We start from the raw sequence: 20,013 nt of genomic DNA, 5'->3' as shown, positions 1-20,013 counted from the left end.
GGGCCCGCCCCGCCGCCTCACCCGGCCGCGAAGTGGCTCGGCTGCCCCCGACGCAGTACCGGGCGGCCGAGCCGCTCGGCGTCCGCGCGGTGCAGCAACTCCCGGCGTCCATCGGGGTGTTCGAGCACGCACGAGTGCCAGGGCGTCATCCACACATCGGGCGCGTCCAGCAGCCGGATGCCGAACTTGGCCGACCCCCGCGGCTGCGGATGGATGGACAGCCGGAACGCCCCCGGGTGGTGTGCCGCGATCAGCTCGCCCCAGGCGCGGCTGCGCTGCATCACCCCGTAGGCCCGGCGCCGGCAGTTGCGTTGCCGGGCCGACCGGGTCCCCGCGAACGAGACGGAGTCCTCGAAGAGGAACTTGGTGATGCCCTGGTACAGCCGCCGGGTCGGCTCGTCGGTGCGCGTCAGGGACCGCAGGGTCTCCAGGGCCGGGGCGTAACGCTCATGGACCAGGGTCCGCTTGGCGTCGTGCGACAGCTCCTGCCCGTACACGTCCCGCAGGTCGAAGACGTCCAGCTGGGTCAGGCCCTCGTCGTGGATCAAGGTGCGCAGGGCGTCGGCATAGGCATCGATGTCACGGTCGGGCACCTGGATGAGATCGCTGAAGACATGGCCGTCCGAGCAGAGCACCATCCGCGCCCCGGGCGGATGCACGGCGGCGATCCGGGCGCACAGCCCGTCCAGGAAGCGCAGCGCCAGCCGTTCGCCCTCGTCGGGCAGGTGGCCGAGCACCTTGGCCGGATTAGGGGACTTGCACGGGAAGCCCGGCAGGGTGAAGACGATCGGCTCGCCCGCCGCCACCGGACCGGCCAGCTGCCGCAGTTGGGCGGGGAAGGCGTCGGGGGTGTCGTCGTGGCCGGCGTCCAGGGTGCGCCGGTGCGGCAGCAGGATGCCGAGCACCGCCGCACACACGGCCTGGACATCGGCGCGCGCGCCGGGAGGCGCCGGTACGGTCAGCACGCGGCATCAGGCCCACTCGTGACGGGACAGCGGCCCGCGGCGCCGTAGGTCACCGGCAGCCGGTCGACCCCGCGTGCCAGGACGGCCGGGATCCAGTTCAGCTCGCTCTCCGGGACGGCCGGCCGCAGGCCCGGAAGCCGTCGCAGCAGGGTGCCCAGGGCGATCTGGAGTTCGATACGGGCGAGCGCGGCACCGGGACAGAAGTGGATGCCGTGGCCGAAGGCGAGGTGCGGGTTGGGGGAGCGGTCGAAGTCGAGGGTGTCCGCGTCGGGGAACTGCCGGGCGTCGCGGTTCGCCGCGCACAGCGACACGATGATGGAGTCGCCCGCCGGGATCCGGGTCCCGTGCAGGTCGGCGTCCTCGGCGAGGAACCGCCAGGTCGTCAGCTCGAAGGCGCTGTCGTACCGCAGGAGTTCCTCGACTGCGCGGGGCAGCAGCTCCGGACGGTCGGCCAGCGCCGCGAGGTGCGCCGGATGCCGCAGCAGGGTGACCAGGGCCGTGGTGATCTGGTTGGTGACCGGCTCCTGCCCCGCCACCAGCAGCTGGAAGATCATGGAATCCAGCTCCTCCTGGCCGAGCGCTCCGGCGTCGCGGGCGGCCACCAGCCGGGAGAGCAGATCCTCGCCGCCCACCGCGCGCTGGTGGCGGACCAGATCGGCGATGTACTGCTGCAGCCCGCGCAGCCGCGCCTCGTACGCCGGGCGGCCCGGGTCGGTGGGCCCCACGGGCTGGACCACCTTGCCCCAGTCCCGGTCGAAGCGGGCTTCGAACTCCTCGGGCAGACCGATGACCTCGGCGAGGACCCGGAAGGGGAAGCGGGCCGCGAAGGCCGCGACCAGATCGGCCTCGCCGCTCTCCGGGAGGTCGTCGAGCAGGGCGTCGGCCATCGCCTGGAAGCGCGGACGGAGCCCCTCGACGCGCTGCGGGGCGAAGGCGTCACCGAGCAGCCGGCGCAACTCGGTGTGCCGGGGCGGGTCCTGGTGCAGCAGATGCACCTGGAGCTGGGAGTGCTGCGGCTCGGGCATGATCGAGGCGCGGGCCCGCCAGGCCGCATTGCCCCGCGAGTGGTGCTTGCCCAGCCGGGCGTCGGTCAGCGCCCGGTGGGCGGCCTCGTAGCCGGTGACCAGCCAGGCGCACACCCCGCTGGGGAAACGCACCCGGTGCACGGGTCCGCGCTCGCGCAACTCCGCGTACAGGGGGTAGGGGTCGCGCTTGTACTCCGGCCCGTAGAGCTCCACGGGATCGGGATCGGACGGTCTGGACACGGAATCCTCCTCGGGTGACCGGCAACCGCGCCCGGACGGCACGGTGTTGGAGAGGTCGGGCACGGCGCGCGCCGAGTTCCCGCCGGGCGGGGAGAATTTCGGCCGGCCGGGGGAGCGGGGCGGCGAAGCGGGCGGTGCAAACCCAGTTAGTCGGCTCCGGGGGCCGCACGGTTCCGGCGACGGAACGGGACAAACCTCACGTGCCGACGGGCCCCCGATCGCCCCCCTCGCACCCTCCGCAGCTGCCACCATGACGCGATGTCCAGCTCTTCCGCCGACCCCGGTCGGCCCCCTCGTCGCCAGGCCGTCCCCCGGCTGCTGCCCGCACGATCGGTCCTCGGATTCCTCGCGCTGCTGGTGGTGCTCGGCACCCTCGCGTACGCCGCCGGTGCCGCCGTCGGCCCGGTGGCCCCGGGGCTGCATCCGGGCAGCGGCAGCCGTCCGGGAGGCGATGCGCCCGACGGTGGCGGGGACATGGGAGGGATGCACGGCATGGGCGCCGCGGCCCCCCGCCCGGTGCCGGTGGGAGCGTCGCGATGACGCCACAGCCCCGCCCCGTCCCCACGCCGCAGCGGACCGACGAGCGCACCACCACCCTCACGGTCGGCGGCATGACCTGCGCCGCCTGTGTGGGCCGGGTCGAGAAGAAGCTCGGCCGGCTGGACGGGGTCGCCGCCTCGGTCAACCTCGCCACCGGCCGGGCCACGGTCAGCCACCCCGCGGCGGTGCCCGTCACCGACCTCATCGCCACCGTCGAGGCCGCCGGCTTCACCGCCGGCCTCCCCGAGCCCGAACCGGAGCCGGAAGCGGACGCGCACCCGGCACCGGCCGCCGGCCCGGACGACGGGGACGCCGCCGCCCGCGCCGAGCGCCACCGGCTCCTGGTGACCGCGCTGCTCTCGCTGCCCGTGCTGGTGCTGTCGATGGTGCCCGGCTGGCAGTTCCGCAACTGGCAGTGGCTGTGCTTCGTACTGGCCGCACCGGTCGCCCTGTGGGGCGCCGCCCCCTTCCACGCGCGTGCGCTGCGCGGGCTGCGGCACGGCGCCGCGACCATGGACACCCTGGTCTCCCTCGGCGTCGCCGCCTCCTTCGGCTGGTCCGCCTATGCGCTGTTCCTCGGCGGGGCCGGTGCGCCCGGGATGACCATGCCGTTCAGCCTGCTGCCCACGGCCGGCGACGGCGTCGCGCACCTCTACCTCGAAGCCGCCGTCGGCGTCCCGCTGTTCGTACTGGCCGGGCGCCGCATGGAGGCCCGGGCCCGGCGCGGGACCGGCGCCGCGCTGCGGGCCCTGGCCGAACTCGCCGCCAAGGACGTCGCCGTACCGACGCCCGACGGCGAGCAGCGCATCCCGGTGAGCCGGCTGCGGGTCGGGGACCGCTTCCTGGTCCGGCCCGGCGAACGGGTCGCCACCGACGGCACCGTCGTCGAGGGCAGTTCCGCCCTCGATCTGTCCCTGATCACCGGCGAGAGCCGGCCGGTCGAGGTCGGACCGGGCGCGGCGGCCGTCGGCGGCGCGGTCAACTCCGGCGGTCTGCTGGAGGTACGGGCCGCCGCGGTGGGCGCCGACACCCAACTCGCCCGGATCACCCGGCTCGTCGAGGACGCGCAGACCGGCAAGACCAGGATCCAGCGGCTGGCCGACGCGGTGGCGGCGGTCTTCGTCCCCGCCGTACTGACCGTCTCGGTCACCGTCCTGGGCTTCTGGCTCGGCGCCGGAGCCGACCCGCAGGCCGCGGTGACCGCCGCGGTGGCCGTCCTGGTCGTCGCCTGTCCCTGCGCGCTGGGGCTGGCCACCCCGACCGCGCTGCTGGCCGCCACCGGCCGGGGCGCCCAGTTGGGGATCCTGGTCCGCGGCCCGGAGGCGCTGGAGCGGCTGCGCCATGTCGACACCATCGTGCTCGACAAGACCGGCACCCTCACCACGGGGCAGATGGGCGTCACCGCCCTCACCGCTCGCTCCGGCGGGCTCGACGCCCCCGAGGTGCTGCGGCTGGCCGCCCTCGTCGAGCAGGGCTCCGAGCATCCGCTGGCCCGCGCGATCACGGCCCACGCCCGCGAGCGGCACCCGGACCCACAGCAACTCCTGCTGCCCGTACAGGACTTCACCGCGACGCCCGGCCACGGTGTCGAGGGCACGGCGGACGGGCACCGGGTGGCCGTCACCCGCCCCGGCGACCTCGACGGGCTCCCGGCCCCGCTCCCGGAGGCGGTGCGTTCCGCGGAGGCCGACGGCCGCACCGCCGTCCTGGTCACCGTCGACGGCACCCCGGAGGCGGTACTCGCCGTCGGCGACACGCTGCGCCCCGACAGCTATCGTGCCGTCGACCATCTGCGCCGCCTGGGGCTGCGGCCGGTCCTGGCGACCGGTGACCGCGCCGCCACCGCCCGGGCGGTGGCCGGCCATCTCGCCGTCACCGAGGTGCACGCCGAGGCCCGCCCCGAGGACAAGGCCGACCTGGTCCGCACCCTGCAGGAGCAGGGCCGCCGCGTCGCCGTGGTCGGGGACGGGGTCAACGACGCGGCGGCGCTGGCGCTCGCCGACCTCGGTATCGCCATGGGCAGCGGCACCGACGCCGCGATCGGCGCGGCCGACGTCACCCTGGTCCGCGAGGACCTCCAGGCCATCGCCGACGCGGTACGGCTGGCCCGGCGCACCCTGGGCACCATCCGCACCAACCTCGGCTGGGCCTTCGGCTACAACCTCATCACCGTGCCGCTGGCCGCCGTCGGCCTGCTCAACCCGATGCTCGCGGCCGCCGCGATGTCCGCCAGCTCCCTGCTCGTCGTGGGCAACAGCCTCCGGCTGCGCGCCTGGCGCCCGCGCGCAGCCACCACCGCCCGCCGCCCTCACGGCTCGCGGCGGGCCCAGACCCGTGGGGAGACCACATGACGCGGCCACCCGTCCAGGCCCTCGCCGTTCCGCTGCTCACCTGCCTGGCGACCCTCGCCCTGCTCACCCTCTGGACCGCCGCCGGCAACGCGGGCACCCCCGCGCGGCTGAGCGTGGCCGAGGGCCGGGTACTGATCCCCGCGGGCTCCGATGCCACCGCTGCGTTCTTCACCATCCGCAACACCGGCGGCTCCGACGACGTCCTGACGGGGGTCACCGGGCCCGCCGGCCACCGCGCGATGCTCAGCCGCACCGTCGACATCGGCGACAACGCCCGCAGCATGGCGATGGCCGAGGACGCCACCGTCCCGGCCGGCGACGCCCTGACGATGACCGCGACCACCCTGGACATCATGGTGAGCCCACCGCCCCGGCTCGCGCCCGGCGACCGGCTCACCTTCACCCTGCACTTCCGCCACAGCCCACCGCGCACCGTACGGGCCGTGGCCGTGGCGCCCGGCCGGTGAAGCACGGCGACGGGGCTCATGGCCGGGTCCGCCCATGAGCCCCGTTCGCCCCGCCGGGACCGGCCCGTCAGGCCACCGCGGCCGCGAGATCCCGCGGCCGGCCCGCCGACTCGGGCCGCTCGGCCTCCGCCAGCAGCCCGACGAGCGTCTCGCGGGCACGTGCCACCCGGGACCGCACGGTCCCCACCGGGCAGCCGATCACCCCGGCCGTCGCCGCGTACGGCAGGCCCAGCAGCTGCGTGAGGACGAACGCCTCCCGCCGCTCCGGCGCCAGCGCCGCCAGCAGTTCGGCCAGCGCGACGCCCTCGTCGAAGCCGGGCACCCCACGCGGCTGTACCCGCTCCGCGGCCGTCTGCCAGTCGTCCGTGGCGGCCAGCCGGGGCCGGACCGCATGGGACCGGATGCGGTCCGCCACCACCCGCCGGGCGATGGTCAACAGCCAGGTACGGGCCGAGGACCGGCCCTCGAACCGGGGCAGACTGCGCAGCGCCCGGACGTAGGTGTCCTGCACCAGGTCGTCGGTCGCCTGCGGATCGCCGCTGAGATGGGTCACATAGCGCCGCACATCGAGCTGGGTGGCCCGGACGAACTGCTCGACGGCCCGCTCGTCACCGCCGCGGGCGGCCAGCGCCCAGCCCGTCACGCTCTCGTCATCGCGCATTCCGGCACCGCCCCTCGCTGCGCGGACCCGCTTCGGGGAGGATGGGCGCATGCTCTGCACGCGCATCCGTACGGCACTCTCCGCCCGCCTGGACGGCGAGGAACTGCCCCCCGGTCTCACCGCCCGCCGGCTCGACGAGCACCTCGCCGACTGCCGGGACTGCCGGCGCTGGGAAGAGCGGAGCCGTGCGCTGACGACCGGTCTGCGCCGCGCCGCGGAGCGAGCCGAGGACGACGCCCCGGCGGTCGCCGATGCCCTGCTCGCCCGGCTGCGGCCGGCTTCCGTACGGCCGGGGCCGGTGCCTCCCGGCGGTGCGGACAGTGGTGGGAAACGGGCCGGTTGAGCCGGCCGGGGCGGCGGCGTACGGGCGTGTGCCCGCGCCGGCCGGGGCGCCCGAAGCGGACGCGGGCGGCAGCGCCACCGGCATCCGGACAGGATTCATCATCTGGAGTCCTTCGCATGACCCGGTCGCCGCGCACGGCGGGGACCGGTGAAGTCGGAGCCGGTCAGGGGCGCGAGTCCTCTGCGCCCGTGTGCCGGCTCGGGAATTCGACCGTGCTGTCAGCCGACAGCCGGCTCATACGGCGGACCCCGCAACGACCTCGCGTGGGCCAGCAGCAGCTGGTGCACCGCCCGCCGCGGCTCCTGCCGGGCGGCCCGCGCGGCGGGCGGTGCCGGGGGCAGGACGATCCGCAGGACCAGCACCAAGGGCGCGAACAGCCAGGCCGACACGCACCGCAGGAGCCGGAACGCCGCCCGCTCGCCGCCCCACAGCCACCCGGCGCTGAGCAGCGCGACCAGCAGATGGGCCGCGAGCATGCCGGACGCGCTGCCGTGCATGCCTGCCATGCCGGAGGCGGTGTCGTGCATCCCGGCCATCCCGGACGCACTGTCGTGCATCCCGGCCATCCCGTCCGGTCCGGCCAGCCGGCTCATGTGGTCCATGCCGGGCACGGAACCGGTGTGTTCCCGAGCGGAGGCGGCCGCCATCTGCCGGTGCATCAGCTGAATGAGCTGCGCGGAGTCGTCGTCCGGGAGCGGCGTCCCGCCGGCACCGCACAGCCAGGTGTCCGCCCACCGCCGCGCGAGCGAGCGCGGTGCGCCGCCCGCGGGCCCGGCGAGCGCCTGGCCGAACGAGAACGCGGTGTGCAGCGCCGCTTGGGTGCCGACGGTCAGCAACCCCACCAGCAGCGGGCCGCGTTCCCGGCCCGCGCAGCACCAGGCACCGGCCGCGGTCACCGCTCCGGCCGCGAGCAGCATCCACGCGGGAACCGCGGTATCCGACATCACCACGTGTCCCAGCGCGGCGAGCAGCACGCACACCACCGCGAACACCGCGGCGCGTAGCCCCCTGAGAACCTGCCCCGCATCCATGACAGGCCCATCGTCGCACCCCGCTCCCGGAACCCGACGAGGGCCCCCGACCTGCGGCGTCCGCCGTCGCCGCGAGGCGCTCTCCCTCGTGGTCCGGCCCGGCGGTCGTCGGCGGCACACGGAACGGGGCGCGGCCCCCGGCCACGCCCCGTCGGCTCCGTTCGGTCTCCTAAGGCCGGGGGCCGATGACCTCCGTACCGTCCCGCACCGTGAGGGCGAGCACCGGGCAGCAATCGGCGGCGTCCAGCGCGCGTTCGTCCTCGTCGATCCGGTCGTGCAGCGGACGGGCATGGCTGCCGTCGAGCGCGAAGAGATCCGGTGCGATGGCGGCGCAGGATCCCGAGGCGATGCACTGCCGGGGCTCGATCTCCACGTTCCAGGTCATCGGCTCACCACCCCACCGGCATCACCCGGGGCCCGCGCACCAGCATCTGGCTCTTCCACTCCACATCGCCGGCCAGACGCAGCCCCGGGAACCGGGTGAGCAGCGCGCCGAGCGCCTCCTGGAGTTCCAGGCGGGCCAGCGGCGCCCCCAGACAGTGATGGACGCCGTGACCGAAGCCGAGATGCTGGTTCGCGGCCCGGGAGATGTCCAGCGTGCCGGGCGAGTCGAAGCGCAGCGCGTCCCGGTTGGCCGCGCCCATCGCGATCAGGACCGGGGTGCCGGCCCGCACCAGCGTCCCGCCGACCTCGACGTCCTCGGTCGCGTAGCGGGGCTGGCCCGCGCCGCTGCCCAGCGGGACGAAGCGCAGCAGCTCCTCCACGGCACTGCCGATCAGCTGCGGCTGCTCGCGCAGCAGGGCGAGCTGGCCCGGGTGATCCAGCAGCGCCAGGACGAAGTTGGGGATCTGGGTGGCGGTGGTCTCGTGCCCGGCGACCAGGATCCCGACGCACAGGTCGACGAGTTCGAGCTCGGAGAGCCGGTCGCCGACGTCCCGGGCATCGATCAGCGCCGTCATCAGATCGTCCCGCGGTGCCTGCCGGTGCTCCTCGATCAACTGGCCCATATAGGCGCGGAGTTCCTCGAGATTCGCGTCGAACTCCGCCGCCGTCAGGGAACTTGTCGACAAGGCGGCATCGCTCCACACCCGGAAACGCGGCCGGTCCTCGGCCGGCACGCCGAGCATCCGGCAGATCACGGCGACGGGAATGGGCAGCGCGTAGCGGTCCACCAGATCGACGGGCGGCCCGGCGGCTTCCAGCTCGTCGAGCAGCTCCCGCGTCAACTGCCGTACCTGGGGGCGGAGTTTCTCGACCTGTCGGACGGTGAAGGCCTTCGCCACCAGGGTCCGCAGCCGGGTGTGATCGGGTGGGTCCATGCCCAGGATGCCGCTGTCGCGGCGCCCTTCGGACTGCCGGGGCTCGTCGTGCAGGGCTCCCGCGGCGCGGCTGAAGCGCTGGTCCCCGAGGACGAACCGGGCCTCGGCGTACCGGGTCACCAGCCAGGCCGGCTCTCCGTAGGCCATCTGTACCTTCAGCAGTCCCGGGCGGTTGCGGGCCTGCTCGTACTCCTCGGCGAGCGCAAGGCTCTCGGCAAGATTGAACGGGTAGGAGAGGGGTGCTGTATCGATCGTGGTCATGGCGACCTCCCTTGTGTAAGCACCTGCTTACAAACCGTAGGACGCTCCCTCGGAGTGGTCAACGACGCATTGTGGCCGTCCTGCTGACGGCCCGACGGAAAGGAAGCGTGGCGATGGCCAAGCCCCCGCAGGACGGCGCGGCGAGCGCACACCGCCGGGACGCGCAGGGCACGCGACTGCGGCTGCTGGACGCCGCCTCGGAGCTGTTCGCCGAGCGCGGCTACGAGCGCGCGACGGTGCGTGACATCGCGGCCCGGGCCGGAGCCAATCAGGCCCTGCTGTTCCGGTACTTCGGCTCGAAGAAGGCCCTGTTCGGCGAGGTCATGGCGCGTGGCGGACAGGAACAGCTGCGCACCACTCCCGCCGAGCGGCTGTTCGAGGTCGCACTGCGCGGCATGCTGGCCGGCGGCGGGGACGGCGGCGACCGTTCGCTGGAGGTGTGTCTGCGCTCGATAGGCGGCAGCGACGAGATCGCCGATGCGCTGCGCGGACTGGGGGAGGAGTACGCGGAGGTCCTCGCCACCCTCTCGGAATCCGATACCGGGGGGCTGCGCGGCGATCTGGCGCTGTCGTGGCTGCTGGGAATTGGCTTGATGCGAGTGGTGGTCGCCAAGGAACCGCTGGCGAGCGCCGACCCGGACACCGTGTGCTCGCTCGTCGTGGGCGCTCTGGGAGGGCTGCTGGAGAGCATGCCGAAGGATGGCCGGAGCAAGGGGGGAGCCGGTGACGGCGGGGAAGGCGGCGGCGGGGAAAGGGCCGGGAATCCGGAGTGAGCGGGCGGGGGTGCGGTGTGCCGCCGTGCCTCGTGCTGCGTTCCAGTGACTCTCCGGCGGGTCGCAAGTCGGGGAACAAATGCACCTTTATTGTCATGTTTGCAGAGAATATTCTTTTTCTGCACCAGTCGAGTGAAGGTGGAAACATGCTCCGTTCGATTCCTCGCGGCCTTGCATTGGCCGGCCTGACCGCGGCTGCCCTGGTGGTGCCGACGGCCGGTGCCGCCACCGCCGCAACCGCGCCCCCCAGCAGCAGCTCGCAGAGCACGATGTGCCTTCGCTGCGACCGGGGCCACCACCACTTCGGGCACCGTTACTGCAAGTGCCGCCACGACCGCCGCCACGGCCACCACGGCCGCTTCGGGCACGGCGGCCACGACGGCTACGACGGGTACGACGGCTTCGGCCGTGACGACAGCCGTCGCGACGGCTACGGCTACGGCCGCGACGGCGGTTACGACCGCGACAGCTACGACCGCGACAGCTACGGGCGGGACAGAGACGGGCGGGACAGGGACGGACGCGACGGCTACCGCCGCGACGGCCGGCGCGACCGGGACGGCCTGCTCGGCCTCGGACTGCTCGGCATCCTCTGACCCCTGTCGGTCAGTCATGCCGCGGGCCCGGGACACCCCTCCCGGGCCCGCTGCATGCTGTGCCGCCCGCGCCGTGGCGCGGGAGCGCCCGGACGGGCTCCGTCAAGAGGTCCAACGCCCTGTCGGCCACCGGTGGTTGCCGGGCGCCGATCGCTCCGGGGGCGCGCCCTCCGGCCCGTACCGCGACGGAATGATCGCCTCCTGTTTTTCGATTCTGGCAAACATTGTCATTGGCCTTGCTTGATGGCAGGATTAACCCGTCACATCGCGAATGGGGGATTTGCGGTCAATGGGGGACGGGGGAAGAGTCCCTTCTGTGTAGCGCACGCCTGACCCGTGTGCGCGGCCAACAAGCCCGTGGGATCTCGCTTCTGCGAGACAGCTGCCTTGCGCTGCCCACTTTCAACGGTTTGGACTCTGGTGATAGCGGAAGAAGTGTATGATCTCGTGCTGGATGATCTCTTCATTCAGCTGGACCAACTGGTTCCGGGAAGTTCCGTTTTCCTGAAAATGGAAGGTCTCAATCCAGCGGGTTCGGTAAAGCTCAAGACGGCTGTCGCGTTGGTCGCGGCGGCCGAGAACGCCGGGCTCCGTTTTCCGCGGACCCGCCTGATCGAGTCGACGTCGGGAAACCTCGGCGTCGCCCTGGCGATGGTGTGCGCGGCGAAGGGCTATCCGCTGACCTGTGTCACGGACCCCAATGCCACCGTCCGCTCACGGCGCCTGATGGCCGTTCTCGGTGCCGAGGTCGTGGTGATCGAGGCCAGGGACGCCCACGGCGGCTTTCTGCAATCAAGGATCGACTACATCTCCGAGCGCCTGCGCCGCGAGCCCGACCTGTACTGGCTGAACCAGTACGCCAACCCGGCCGGGCCGCAGGCACACCGCGACCGTACGGGCCGCGCGCTCGTCGAGGGGCTCGGCCACATCGACTACGCCTTCATCGGGGCCGGCACCACGGGGACGCTGATGGGCTGCGCGGAGTACCTCCGCCGGCACAGCCCCGCCACCCGGATCATCGCGGTGGACGCCGTCGGCTCGGTGACCTTCGGCGGCCCGGCGGCCCGCCGCCACATTCCCGGACTGGGGACGAGCCGACGTCCGGAAATCCTCGATACGAGGAACCTCGACGACATCGTGCTCATTTCCGAGGCGGATTCCGTCGAGATGTGCCGAACCCTTGCCCGGGAACGGGGGCTGCTCCTGGGCGGCTCGACCGGCACGGTGCTGTGCGCCGTACAGGACGCCGCCAAGAAAATACCGGAAGGGAGCGTGGTGGTGGCGATTTCTCCGGACCTCGGTGACCGCTATCTGGAGACCATCTACGACGACGCGTGGGTGGCCGAACGCTGGCCCGAGATAGTCGGCCACTAGTTTTCTCGGGCACCGGCCCGAGAGGGGGGAATTATTGTGTTCAATTTTGAGATAGTCGCCGGTGAAACGGTGCGCAATGTCCTGCACGGGAAACGCGGGGACGTGCTCGGCATTGTCAGCAGTGCCTATCAGGCACATGAGGCGGGGGATTCCGTCAACCCGGACAGCTACTTCCTCCGCTTCCCGGACAAGCCGGATTCCCGGATCATTGCGCTGCCGGCCTACTTGGGCGCCGACGTCCAGCTCGCCGGCATCAAATGGATCGCGAGCTTCCCGGGCAACACCCGGATCGGAGCCCCGCGCGCCTCGGCCGTCCTCGTGCTCAACGACTACGAGACCGGGTATCCGATCGCCTGTCTCGAAGCCGCGAGCATCAGCTCGGCACGTACCGCCGCCTCCGCGGCCGTCACGGCGACCGCGCTGCGCCCGGACGGCTTCGAGGGGACCCGGATCGCCGTGGTGGGCGGCGGAGTCATCGCGCGCAACATCTGCGACTACCTGAACGTCGCCGGCTGCGCACCGGACGCCTACCTCGTCCACGATCTCGACGAGTCCTCCGGTCAGGCTCTCGCCGGCCACATCCGCACCACCCAGGCCCGTCCGGCGTCCTTCACCGCCGACCTCGACGCCGCGCTCGCGGCCGACACCGTCGTCTTCGCCACCACCGCGCTCGAACCGTACGTCACCGCGCCGTTCAGGCCCGGTCAGCTCATTCTCAACATCTCGCTGCGCGACCTCGCGCCCGACGTCGTCCTGGCGGCGGACAACATCCTCGACGACGTCGAACACTGCCTCAAGGCCAACACGTCACCGCATCTGGCCGAGCAGCGCTCCGGGTCCCGCGAGTTCGTGACCGGAACCCTCGCCGGAGTGCTGAACGGCGAGGTGAAGCTCTCGGCGGAACGCCCGGTGATCTTCTCGCCGTTCGGCCTGGGCGTGCTGGACCTGGCCGTGGGAGCCTTCGTCCTGGGCGAGGCGCGCAAGGACGGCAACACGATCGAGGTGCCCAACTTCTTCGGGGAGACGCGCCGGTGGTGAGCCACATACCCCTCTCCGTCGCCCTCGTCGGTGCCGGATCGCGCGGCCTGGGCGTCTTCGAGCGGCTGGTCGCGCACTGCCTGGAGCGGCCGACTCCGCTCACCGTCCACCTCATCGACCCACAGCCCTTCGGCGCCGGATTCCACCTGTCCGACCAGCCCGACCACCTGCTGCTCAACACCGTCTGCGGACAGCTCTCCGCCTTCGCCGACGCGCGGATGGTGGACGGCCCCGTCCCGGTCGTGGGCCCGTCGCTCCACGAGTGGTGCCGGCGCCGGGATCTGCGGCTGGCCGACGACGGCTACACCGTGCGCGCGGGCGAAGGGCGGGAGATCCAGCCGAACGACTTCCTGCCGCGCCGGCTGCTGAGCGAGTATCTTGCCTGGGCCGCGGAGGAGATCACCGGCGCGGCCCCCGAGAGCCTCACCCTGATCCGGCACCGTACGACCGCCGTTGACGTCCTCCCCGGCGGATCCGGGACCGAGACGGTCGTCCTCGCCGACGGCAGCCGCATCGAGGCCGATGCCGTCTTCGTCACCGTCGGCCACCATTCGCTGTATCTGCCCGCGGCGCCGGCTCCCGATCCCCGACTGGTCACCCGCCCCTATCCGTTGCCCACGGCGCTCGACGGCATCGGACCGGGCGAGCGGGTGGCCGTCCTCGGCATGGGGCTGACCGCCATGGACGTCCTCGCCACCCTGACCCTCGGCCGCGGCGGCAAGCACCTCACGGACGCGGCGGGGATGCGCTATCTGCCCAGCGGACGCGAGCCGTCGATCGTCCTCACCAACCGCTCCGGGATGCCCTCGCGCAGCCGCCCCCGGCTCCGGCAGGGGCGGGTGCGCTTCGCGCCGCTGGCCCTGACCACCGAGCGCCTCGACGAGATCCGGTCCGGCACACCGGACGGCCGCCTCGACTTCACCCGCGACGTCCTGCCGCTGATCGAGGCCGAGATGGCACTCGCCTACTACCGCACCCTGCTGGCCCGCGAGTACGGCGACGCCACCAGCGCCGGACTGGAGTTGGCCCGGCGCTGCGCACGCGGCGGCCACGAGGCGCTGCTCGGGGAACTGCGGGCGCGGTTCGGCCGCTGCCCGGTGGCCGGCATCCTGTCCGCGGACCTCACCGACCGGCAGTGGACGGGGTACGACGTCTACCGCGACTGGTTCACCGCGGAGGTCGCCGCCGACCTGGCCGAGGCCCGCGAAGGCCTCGGCGTCGCCCCCCTGAAGGAAGCCCTGGAGGTGCTCCGGGACCACCGCGATGTGCTGCGCGCGGTCATCGATCCGCCCGGTGTCGACGACGCGTCGCTGGCCACGTTCTTCGGGGAGTTCGCCTCCACGGTGAACCGGCTGGTGATCGGTCCGCAGCTGGACCGGTCGGCGGAACTGCTCTCGCTGATCGACGCCGGGATCGTCCGGCTCGGCCCCGGCCCGCGGCCCAAGATCGTCGCACCGGCCGGTCAGGGCCCCTGGCGGCTGGAATCCACCTGTCTGGCCCGGCCGTTGCGGATGGAGGTCGACCACGTCGTGCAGGCGCACGTGCGCGAGCCCGGCGCGGACCGGGTGGCCGGATCCCTGCTGGGCACGCTCGTCGCCGCGGGTCGCGTCCGTACCCTCGCGCACCGCGGAACGGCCGTGCAGGGGCTGGACGTCACCCGGCAGGGCCAGGGCGTCGACCGCACGGGCACACCGCAGCCGCGGCTGTTCTTCCTCGGACCGCACACCGAAGGATCCAGCTACTACAACCACTACGTCCCCTCGCCCGGCGTGCCCTCCCGCGCACTGCTGGACGCCGAACTCGCCCTGCGTACCGCCCTGCCGTCTCTGATCACGAGGAAGCGATGAACACCAGCGACACCTACACACCGTGGACCCAGGAGTACCGGCCCGAGACCCGCGCCGCACAGGGCGACGGCTGGCGCTCTCCGACCACCGGCGCCGTGCCGCCCGCGATCAGCCTGGGCGCCACCTACGCCCGGGACAGCGAGTACCGGGCACCCGCCGGGCTCGCGTACCTGCGCGACCAGGGCACCCCGGGGTACGAGCAGGCCGAGCAGGTCGTGGCGGGCCTGGAGGGCGGCTCGGACGCGCTGCTCTTCTCGTCCGGAATGGCCGCCGCCACCGCGGTCTTCCAGGTACTGCCGGCCGGCGCGCGGGTCGTGGTCCCGCAGACCATGTACTTCGGACTCACGAAGTGGCTGCGGGAATTCGGTCCGCAGCGTGGCCTGGACGTCGTCCAGGTGCCCATGAACGACCTGGACGCGGTGGCGGCCGCCGTGGACGCGGCCCCGACCGCACTGGTCTGGGCGGAGTCCCCGGCCAACCCCACCTGGCTGGTGACCGACCTCGCCGGCTGCGCCGAGATCGCCCACCGGGCCGGCGCGCTGTTCGGCGTCGACAACACCGTCCCCACTCCGGTGCACGCCCGGCCGTTCGACCTCGGCGCCGACCTGATCATGCATTCGGGCACCAAGTACCTCAACGGCCACACCGATGTCGTCGCCGGACTGCTCGTCAAGGCGCCGCAACCCACCGAGGCCCGGGACGCCGTCTGGGAGCGGCTGCAGCTGCACCGCCGGCTGACCGGCCCGATCCTCGGCCCGCTGGAGACCTACCTCCTGGTGCGGGGTCTCCGGACGCTGTTCCCCCGGATGCGCCAGATCTCGGCCACGGCGATGGCCGTGGCCGAGCACTTCGCCGCCCACCCCCTGATCCGGCGGGTCGCCTACCCGGGACTCCCCACCGACCCCGGACACGAGATCGCCGCCCGGCAGATGACCGGCGGATTCAGCGGCATGCTCTCCCTGCATGTCGACGGCCCGTGGCAGCAGTCCCTGCGCACCGCCAACCACTGCGAACTCTTCATCCGCGCCACGTCGTTGGGTGGTGTGGAGAGTCTGGTCGAACACCGCTATACCTTCGAAGGGCCGGACAGCACCTCGCCGAAGGACATGCTGCGCCTGTCCATAGGTCTGGAGAGCCCCGCAGACCTCGTCGCCGACCTCGAACAGGCCCTGGAAAAGGCCGTGAAGGAAGACCGTTGAGCGCACAGACCCCCACCCCCCACCCCGACGCCGCACCGCCGGACACCTCGGGTCCGCCAGGCGCGGCGGACGCGCCCCCGGACGGCGGACACCGGCGTGGCTTCCTGCACGACGTCTCGCTGTCCGCCGTACTGGCCGGCTTCGTCGCCGTCGTCGTGTCCTACTCCGGCCCGCTGGTCATCGTGCTCGCGGCGGCCTCCGCGGGGCATCTGACCACCGCACAGACCAGCTCCTGGGTGTGGGCCATCTCCATCGGCAGCGGCCTGACCTGTATCGCGCTGAGCCTGCGCACCAAGATGCCGGTGATCACCGCCTGGTCGACGCCGGGCGCGGCCCTGCTGGTGACGAGTCTGGGCGCGTACTCGTACGCGGAGGCCGTCGGGGCCTTCCTCGTCACCGGACTGGTGATCACCCTGGTCGGTCTGACCGGAGTGTTCGGCTGGCTGATGCGGCAGGTGCCCACCGCGGTCGTCTCCGCGATGCTCGCCGGCATCCTGTTCTCCTTCGGCACCGGGGTGTTCACCTCGCTCAAGACCGCACCGCTCCTCGCCGGTTCGGTGCTGCTCACCTACCTCCTGGCGAAGCGGTGGCTGCCCCGCTACGCGGTGCTCGTCGCGCTGACGGCGGGTGTCGTGGCCAGTGCGGCCGGCTCGCGGCTGGACATCCATCTGGACCGGATCGAGCTCGCCAGGCCGGTCCTGACGACCCCGGACTTCTCGGTCGCCTCGCTCATCGGCATCGCCGTGCCGATGATCCTGGCGACGCTCGCCTCGCAGAACGCACCGGGCATGGCCGTGCTCACCGCGTCCGGCTACCGGCCCAAGGACCGCCTGCTGATCGGCTCCACGGGACTGGTCTCCACGGCGCTGGCGCCCTTCGGCTCGCACGCCATCAACCTCGCGGCGATCACCGCGGCCATCTGCACCGGTCCCGAGTCCCACCGCGATCCGAAGCGGCGCTATGTGGCCGGTGTCTCCTGCGGAGCGTTCTACCTCCTCATCGGGGCGTTCGGCTCCACGCTGGTGGTGCTGTTCGCCGGGCTCCCCAAGGAACTCGTGGCGGCGGTCGCCGGGGTGGCGCTGCTCGGGGCCCTGGCCGGTGGCCTGACCGGGGCGGTGAAGGAGGAGAAGGACCGCGAGGCGGCACTGATCACCTTCCTCGCCACTGCCTCCGGCGTCAGCCTCTTCGGCATCGGATCCGCCTTCTGGGGGCTGCTCTTCGGCGTCCTCGCGCACCTCGTCCTGACCCGCTGGCGCCGTACGCCCACGGCCGCCGCGGCCTGAGCCGAGCGGCCGTTCGCCGGCGGCACGGCACACCGTGACCGGCCAATCGCGGCCCGCCGGACACCTCCGGGTGCCCGGCGGGCCACGCCGGACCCAAGGGGCCAGGAAGTCGGCCCGTGTGGTCAGGAGGAGCCGGACCCCGTCCCGTCCTGCGGCAGTTTCGTCACCTTCTGCGGCCGCGACCCCGCACCGTCGGCGAGCGGGGAGACCGTGCCGGACGTGCCGGTCGCCTTCTTGAGGCTGTCGAGGATGGCCATCCCCTGGCCGACGATGCCGGAGACGATCTCGTTCATGCCGTCGGTGCCGTTGAGCACGGTCAGCCGGGAGCCGGAGATGCCCTCGGCGGCCGCCTGGGCGAGCGCGGGGAGGTTCTCGACGGTGCGGTTGGCGGCGATCAGCTCCTGGTTGCCGTCCCGGAGCGAGGCCGCGAGCGCCGTGTTGGCGTCGGCGCGCGCCTGGGTCACGGCCCGTTCGGTGTAGGCGCGGGCGTCCGCCTCGTACCGGACCTGGTCCCGCCGTGCCTCCGCCAGGGTGCGCAGCCGGTAGGCCTCCGCGTCCGCCGGGCGGCGCACCTCGCCCTCCAGCCGCTGCGCGGCGAGCGACGCCTGCCGCTGGGCCAGCGCGGTCTGCTCCTCGATGACCTCCTGCGAGGCCCTGGCCTGCGACAGCGGGCCGGCCTGGGCGGCGCGGGCGTTGTACTGCTCGGTCTCGGCGTGGAACCCGGCCCGTTTGATCGCGGTGTCCCGCTCGTACTCGGCCTTGAGCGCCGCCGCCTGCTGCTCCCGCTGGGTGGCCTCCTGGTCGGCCTTGGCCTGCGCGATCCGGGCCGCGCTGGCGACCGCCGCGGCGTGCGGGGCGGCGAGGTTGGTGATGTATCCGGAGGTGTCGGCGATCTCCTGGATCTGCAGGGCGTCGACGACGATGCCGAGCTTTTCCATCTCGGAGTGGCTGCCGTCCTTGACCTCCTGGGCGACGCGGTCCCGCTCCCGGATGATCTGCTCGACGGTCAGCCCGCCCACGATCGAGCGCAGATGACCGGCGAAGATCCGGCCCACCAGCTCCTCCATGGTGGCCTGCTCGTCCAGGAACCGGCGTGCCGCATTGGCGATCGACGTCGGGTCGTCCCCGACCTTGAAGACGGCGACCGCCCGGACCCCGATCCGGATGCCCTGCTGGGTGACGCAGTCCTCGGAGATCTCCGCCTCCCGCAGCGACAGCGACAGCAGGCTCGCCTTCTGCTTGACGGGCAGGACCCAGCTGCCGTGGCCCGTGACGATACGGAATTGCGCGTCCCCGGCCCGGCGCTTCGAGCCGGAGATCAACAGCGCCTCGTTCGGCGCCGGAACATGCCAGAACAACATTGCGGGACTCCCGGTCCGATGCGGCCGGCTGCCCGTGCGTGGGCGGGCACGGCCGCGGAGGGAAAGCCGGCTCACGGCCGGCCATGATCACCGGTCCGGCCAGGTCATGCGGGCAACGGCGCGACGATCACCGAGCGCGCCGAGGTGTGGTCCACCACGATGACCTGGGTATGCCGGTCGATGGGCACAGGTGACCAGGCGGCGAAGGCCTCGGTCCCGCCGCGCACCGGCAGCAGCACCTCGCCCGGTCCGTCGGCGGGGATCGACACGGTCACCCGCCCGATCACCCCGATCGGGCTGAAGTCCGTCTCATCCGTCGCGCTCACCCGGGTTCCGTCGCTGGTCAAAGCCGCTGCCGGCGTGGTGGCCGGGCAGCGGGAACTCCTCGACAACTCAACGGTACTCCGGCCCCGGCGCCGCTTCAGGGCGCCGGTCCGGCAGCCGGTGGACGACGGTTTCAGGCCTCCAGACGGGCGGGACGGGCCGCGGGCACCGGCCTTCTCGGCGGCAGGACATCGGGCGCGCGGTGCGGCCGGAGGGCCGTGAGGGCGATCTCGGTCTCCTCCATCAGCGCGCGATAGGAGACCAGCCGCTGCCACTCCGGATCGGCGACTCCGGGCACGGTGCGCGCACGCTCCGTCCACAGCTTCGCCAGCCCTGCGTACACGGGGGTCTGTCGGACGATCTCCGCGGTGAGCCATCGCGGGACGGAGCCGGGGCGGGGGAGGGACGTCTGTCCGTGACCTGCGACGGTGCCGGAAGAGGGGACGCTCATGGCCGTAGAAACGATTCTTCCGGCATGTGGTCACGACGTATTTTTGCCGCTGCCGCCGTTTCCACAGCGGAGGCAGGGACGTCTGTCTCTCGAATCACCTTATGCAGTGATCTATAGCTGGGAAGCGGTCCAATACGGACGACGGGACGTTGTCGCAGTCATGGAACCCAGGGAGTTGTGGGAGCGCCACGCGGTCCTCGCACAGGCGTTTTGCAGCAGCGATGACGAGGTCCGCCGTACGCAGGGACTCCTCGACGAGGCCGAGGCCCGTCGTTCCCGGACCCTGGCCGCCTTCGCCGTGACGGTGGGCAGCGACGCGGTGGTGGCGGACCTGCTCGGCCTGGACGAGCGCGAAGTGCGCCTGGCCCGGCGCACGGTGGGCAAGGACGACGCCCGCGCGGTCGCCAAGAGCCTGCTGTCCCAGCCCGCGTGCGAGCAGGCCCCCGCGCAGCCGGCCGCCGTACCTCCTGCGGGCCCGTCCACCACGAGCCGGCCCAGCGTGAGCCCGCCGACCGCGGGTCCGCCGGTCACGGGCCCGCCGGCCCCGGCCTGGTGGTGGACGAG

General features: G+C 72.8%; 20 protein-coding genes and 1 pseudogene. 12 read left to right on the top strand and 9 right to left on the bottom strand.

The features are described 5' to 3' along the window. Positions 1-17: 17 nt before the first annotated feature. Together EST92_RS10260 and EST92_RS10255 are read right to left on the bottom strand one after the other, a co-directional pair. Positions 18-965 carry an isocyanide synthase family protein gene (locus tag EST92_RS10260; RefSeq protein WP_254068748.1) on the bottom strand — a complete coding sequence of 316 codons (948 nt, stop codon included), beginning with the start codon at positions 963-965 and terminating at the stop codon, positions 18-20. After that, on the bottom strand, positions 959-2,230 hold the full coding sequence (locus tag EST92_RS10255; RefSeq protein WP_129280628.1) for a cytochrome P450: 1,272 nt from the start codon (positions 2,228-2,230) through the stop codon (positions 959-961). The genes EST92_RS10260 and EST92_RS10255 overlap by 7 nt, the downstream gene beginning before the upstream one ends. 258 nt (positions 2,231-2,488) lie before the next feature. Here EST92_RS10255 and EST92_RS10250 point away from each other — a divergent pair, with 258 nt between their 5' ends. The 3 genes from EST92_RS10250 to EST92_RS10240 are packed head-to-tail and all read left to right on the top strand — an operon-like array spanning position 2,489 to position 5,588. Further along, positions 2,489-2,770, top strand: coding sequence for a hypothetical protein (locus EST92_RS10250; protein WP_254068746.1), 282 nt, complete (start codon positions 2,489-2,491; stop codon positions 2,768-2,770). Then, entirely contained in the window at positions 2,767-5,121 is a 2,355-nt protein-coding gene (locus EST92_RS10245; RefSeq protein WP_129280627.1) for a cation-translocating P-type ATPase, read from the top strand. Before EST92_RS10250 ends, EST92_RS10245 begins: the two co-directional genes overlap by 4 nt. Next, positions 5,118-5,588, top strand: a complete 471-nt coding sequence (locus EST92_RS10240) for a copper chaperone PCu(A)C (RefSeq protein ID WP_129280626.1) — start codon at positions 5,118-5,120, stop codon at positions 5,586-5,588. Before EST92_RS10245 ends, EST92_RS10240 begins: the two co-directional genes overlap by 4 nt. Positions 5,589-5,655: 67 nt before the next feature. On the opposite strand, the gene EST92_RS10235 is transcribed toward EST92_RS10240, so the two are convergent. Then, complete coding sequence (locus tag EST92_RS10235; RefSeq protein ID WP_129280625.1) at positions 5,656-6,249, bottom strand: sigma-70 family RNA polymerase sigma factor; 594 nt, start codon at positions 6,247-6,249, stop codon at positions 5,656-5,658. A gap of 49 nt (positions 6,250-6,298) precedes the next feature. Here EST92_RS10235 and EST92_RS10230 point away from each other — a divergent pair, with 49 nt between their 5' ends. After that, positions 6,299-6,592: a zf-HC2 domain-containing protein gene (locus EST92_RS10230; RefSeq protein WP_129280624.1), complete on the top strand. Its 294-nt coding sequence runs from the start codon at positions 6,299-6,301 to the stop codon at positions 6,590-6,592. A gap of 218 nt (positions 6,593-6,810) precedes the next feature. Here EST92_RS10230 and EST92_RS10225 read toward each other — a convergent pair whose 3' ends face one another. From EST92_RS10225 to EST92_RS10215, 3 genes are all read right to left on the bottom strand, one after another. After that, positions 6,811-7,623 (bottom strand): PE-PGRS family protein, encoded by an 813-nt coding sequence (locus EST92_RS10225; protein WP_129280623.1) that lies wholly within the window; start codon positions 7,621-7,623, stop codon positions 6,811-6,813. Positions 7,624-7,792: 169 nt separating this feature from the next. Further along, complete coding sequence (locus EST92_RS10220; protein ID WP_129280622.1) at positions 7,793-8,008, bottom strand: ferredoxin; 216 nt, start codon at positions 8,006-8,008, stop codon at positions 7,793-7,795. A 4-nt stretch (positions 8,009-8,012) separates the two neighbouring features. Continuing rightward, a complete protein-coding gene (locus EST92_RS10215; protein ID WP_129280621.1) occupies positions 8,013-9,203 on the bottom strand; it encodes a cytochrome P450 in 1,191 nt (396 codons plus the stop codon). Between the two features lie 113 nt (positions 9,204-9,316). Between EST92_RS10215 and EST92_RS10210 the strand changes: the two genes are divergently transcribed. The 7 genes from EST92_RS10210 to EST92_RS10185 all read left to right on the top strand — a co-directional run bounded on the left by EST92_RS10210 (position 9,317) and on the right by EST92_RS10185 (position 17,313). Then, positions 9,317-9,976 carry a TetR/AcrR family transcriptional regulator gene (locus EST92_RS10210; RefSeq protein WP_129280620.1) on the top strand — a complete coding sequence of 220 codons (660 nt, stop codon included), beginning with the start codon at positions 9,317-9,319 and terminating at the stop codon, positions 9,974-9,976. Between the two features lie 146 nt (positions 9,977-10,122). After that, complete coding sequence (locus tag EST92_RS10205; RefSeq protein WP_129280619.1) at positions 10,123-10,572, top strand: hypothetical protein; 450 nt, start codon at positions 10,123-10,125, stop codon at positions 10,570-10,572. Between the two features lie 435 nt (positions 10,573-11,007). Further along, positions 11,008-11,946 carry a 2,3-diaminopropionate biosynthesis protein SbnA gene (sbnA, locus tag EST92_RS31765; RefSeq protein WP_203525339.1) on the top strand — a complete coding sequence of 313 codons (939 nt, stop codon included), beginning with the start codon at positions 11,008-11,010 and terminating at the stop codon, positions 11,944-11,946. 36 nt (positions 11,947-11,982) lie between these two features. Continuing rightward, positions 11,983-12,984 carry a 2,3-diaminopropionate biosynthesis protein SbnB gene (gene sbnB / locus EST92_RS31760; protein WP_216849087.1) on the top strand — a complete coding sequence of 334 codons (1,002 nt, stop codon included), beginning with the start codon at positions 11,983-11,985 and terminating at the stop codon, positions 12,982-12,984. After that, positions 12,981-14,831: an FAD/NAD(P)-binding protein gene (locus EST92_RS10195; RefSeq protein WP_254068744.1), complete on the top strand. Its 1,851-nt coding sequence runs from the start codon at positions 12,981-12,983 to the stop codon at positions 14,829-14,831. The genes sbnB and EST92_RS10195 overlap by 4 nt, the downstream gene beginning before the upstream one ends. After that, on the top strand, positions 14,828-16,030 hold the full coding sequence (locus tag EST92_RS10190; protein WP_129280617.1) for a PLP-dependent aspartate aminotransferase family protein: 1,203 nt from the start codon (positions 14,828-14,830) through the stop codon (positions 16,028-16,030). The genes EST92_RS10195 and EST92_RS10190 overlap by 4 nt, the downstream gene beginning before the upstream one ends. Continuing rightward, the gene (locus tag EST92_RS10185; protein WP_129280616.1) at positions 16,027-17,313 is read left to right on the top strand and encodes a benzoate/H(+) symporter BenE family transporter; all 1,287 of its coding nucleotides are present in this window, start codon (positions 16,027-16,029) and stop codon (positions 17,311-17,313) included. Before EST92_RS10190 ends, EST92_RS10185 begins: the two co-directional genes overlap by 4 nt. Positions 17,314-17,435: 122 nt before the next feature. Here the strand turns inward: EST92_RS10185 and EST92_RS10180 are convergent, their stop codons facing one another. From EST92_RS10180 to EST92_RS10170, 3 genes are all read right to left on the bottom strand, one after another. After that, on the bottom strand, positions 17,436-18,674 hold the full coding sequence (locus tag EST92_RS10180) for a flotillin family protein (protein ID WP_129280615.1): 1,239 nt from the start codon (positions 18,672-18,674) through the stop codon (positions 17,436-17,438). A gap of 104 nt (positions 18,675-18,778) precedes the next feature. Beyond that, positions 18,779-19,000, bottom strand: coding sequence for a hypothetical protein (locus EST92_RS10175; RefSeq protein WP_129249095.1), 222 nt, complete (start codon positions 18,998-19,000; stop codon positions 18,779-18,781). 131 nt (positions 19,001-19,131) lie between these two features. After that, positions 19,132-19,449 carry a hypothetical protein gene (locus EST92_RS10170; protein ID WP_129280614.1) on the bottom strand — a complete coding sequence of 106 codons (318 nt, stop codon included), beginning with the start codon at positions 19,447-19,449 and terminating at the stop codon, positions 19,132-19,134. A 160-nt stretch (positions 19,450-19,609) separates the two neighbouring features. On the opposite strand from EST92_RS10170, the pseudogene EST92_RS31590 reads away from it, so the two are divergent. After that, positions 19,610-20,013, top strand: a pseudogene (locus EST92_RS31590) (hypothetical protein); the annotation flags it as partial.

This window comes from Streptomyces sp. TM32 (assembly GCF_004122755.1).
In the GTDB taxonomy this organism is placed as follows: Bacteria; Actinomycetota; Actinomycetes; order Streptomycetales; family Streptomycetaceae; genus Streptomyces; species Streptomyces sioyaensis.
Note: the sequence above shows the minus strand (reverse complement) of the source record. Positions and strands in the feature narration are given on the sequence as shown.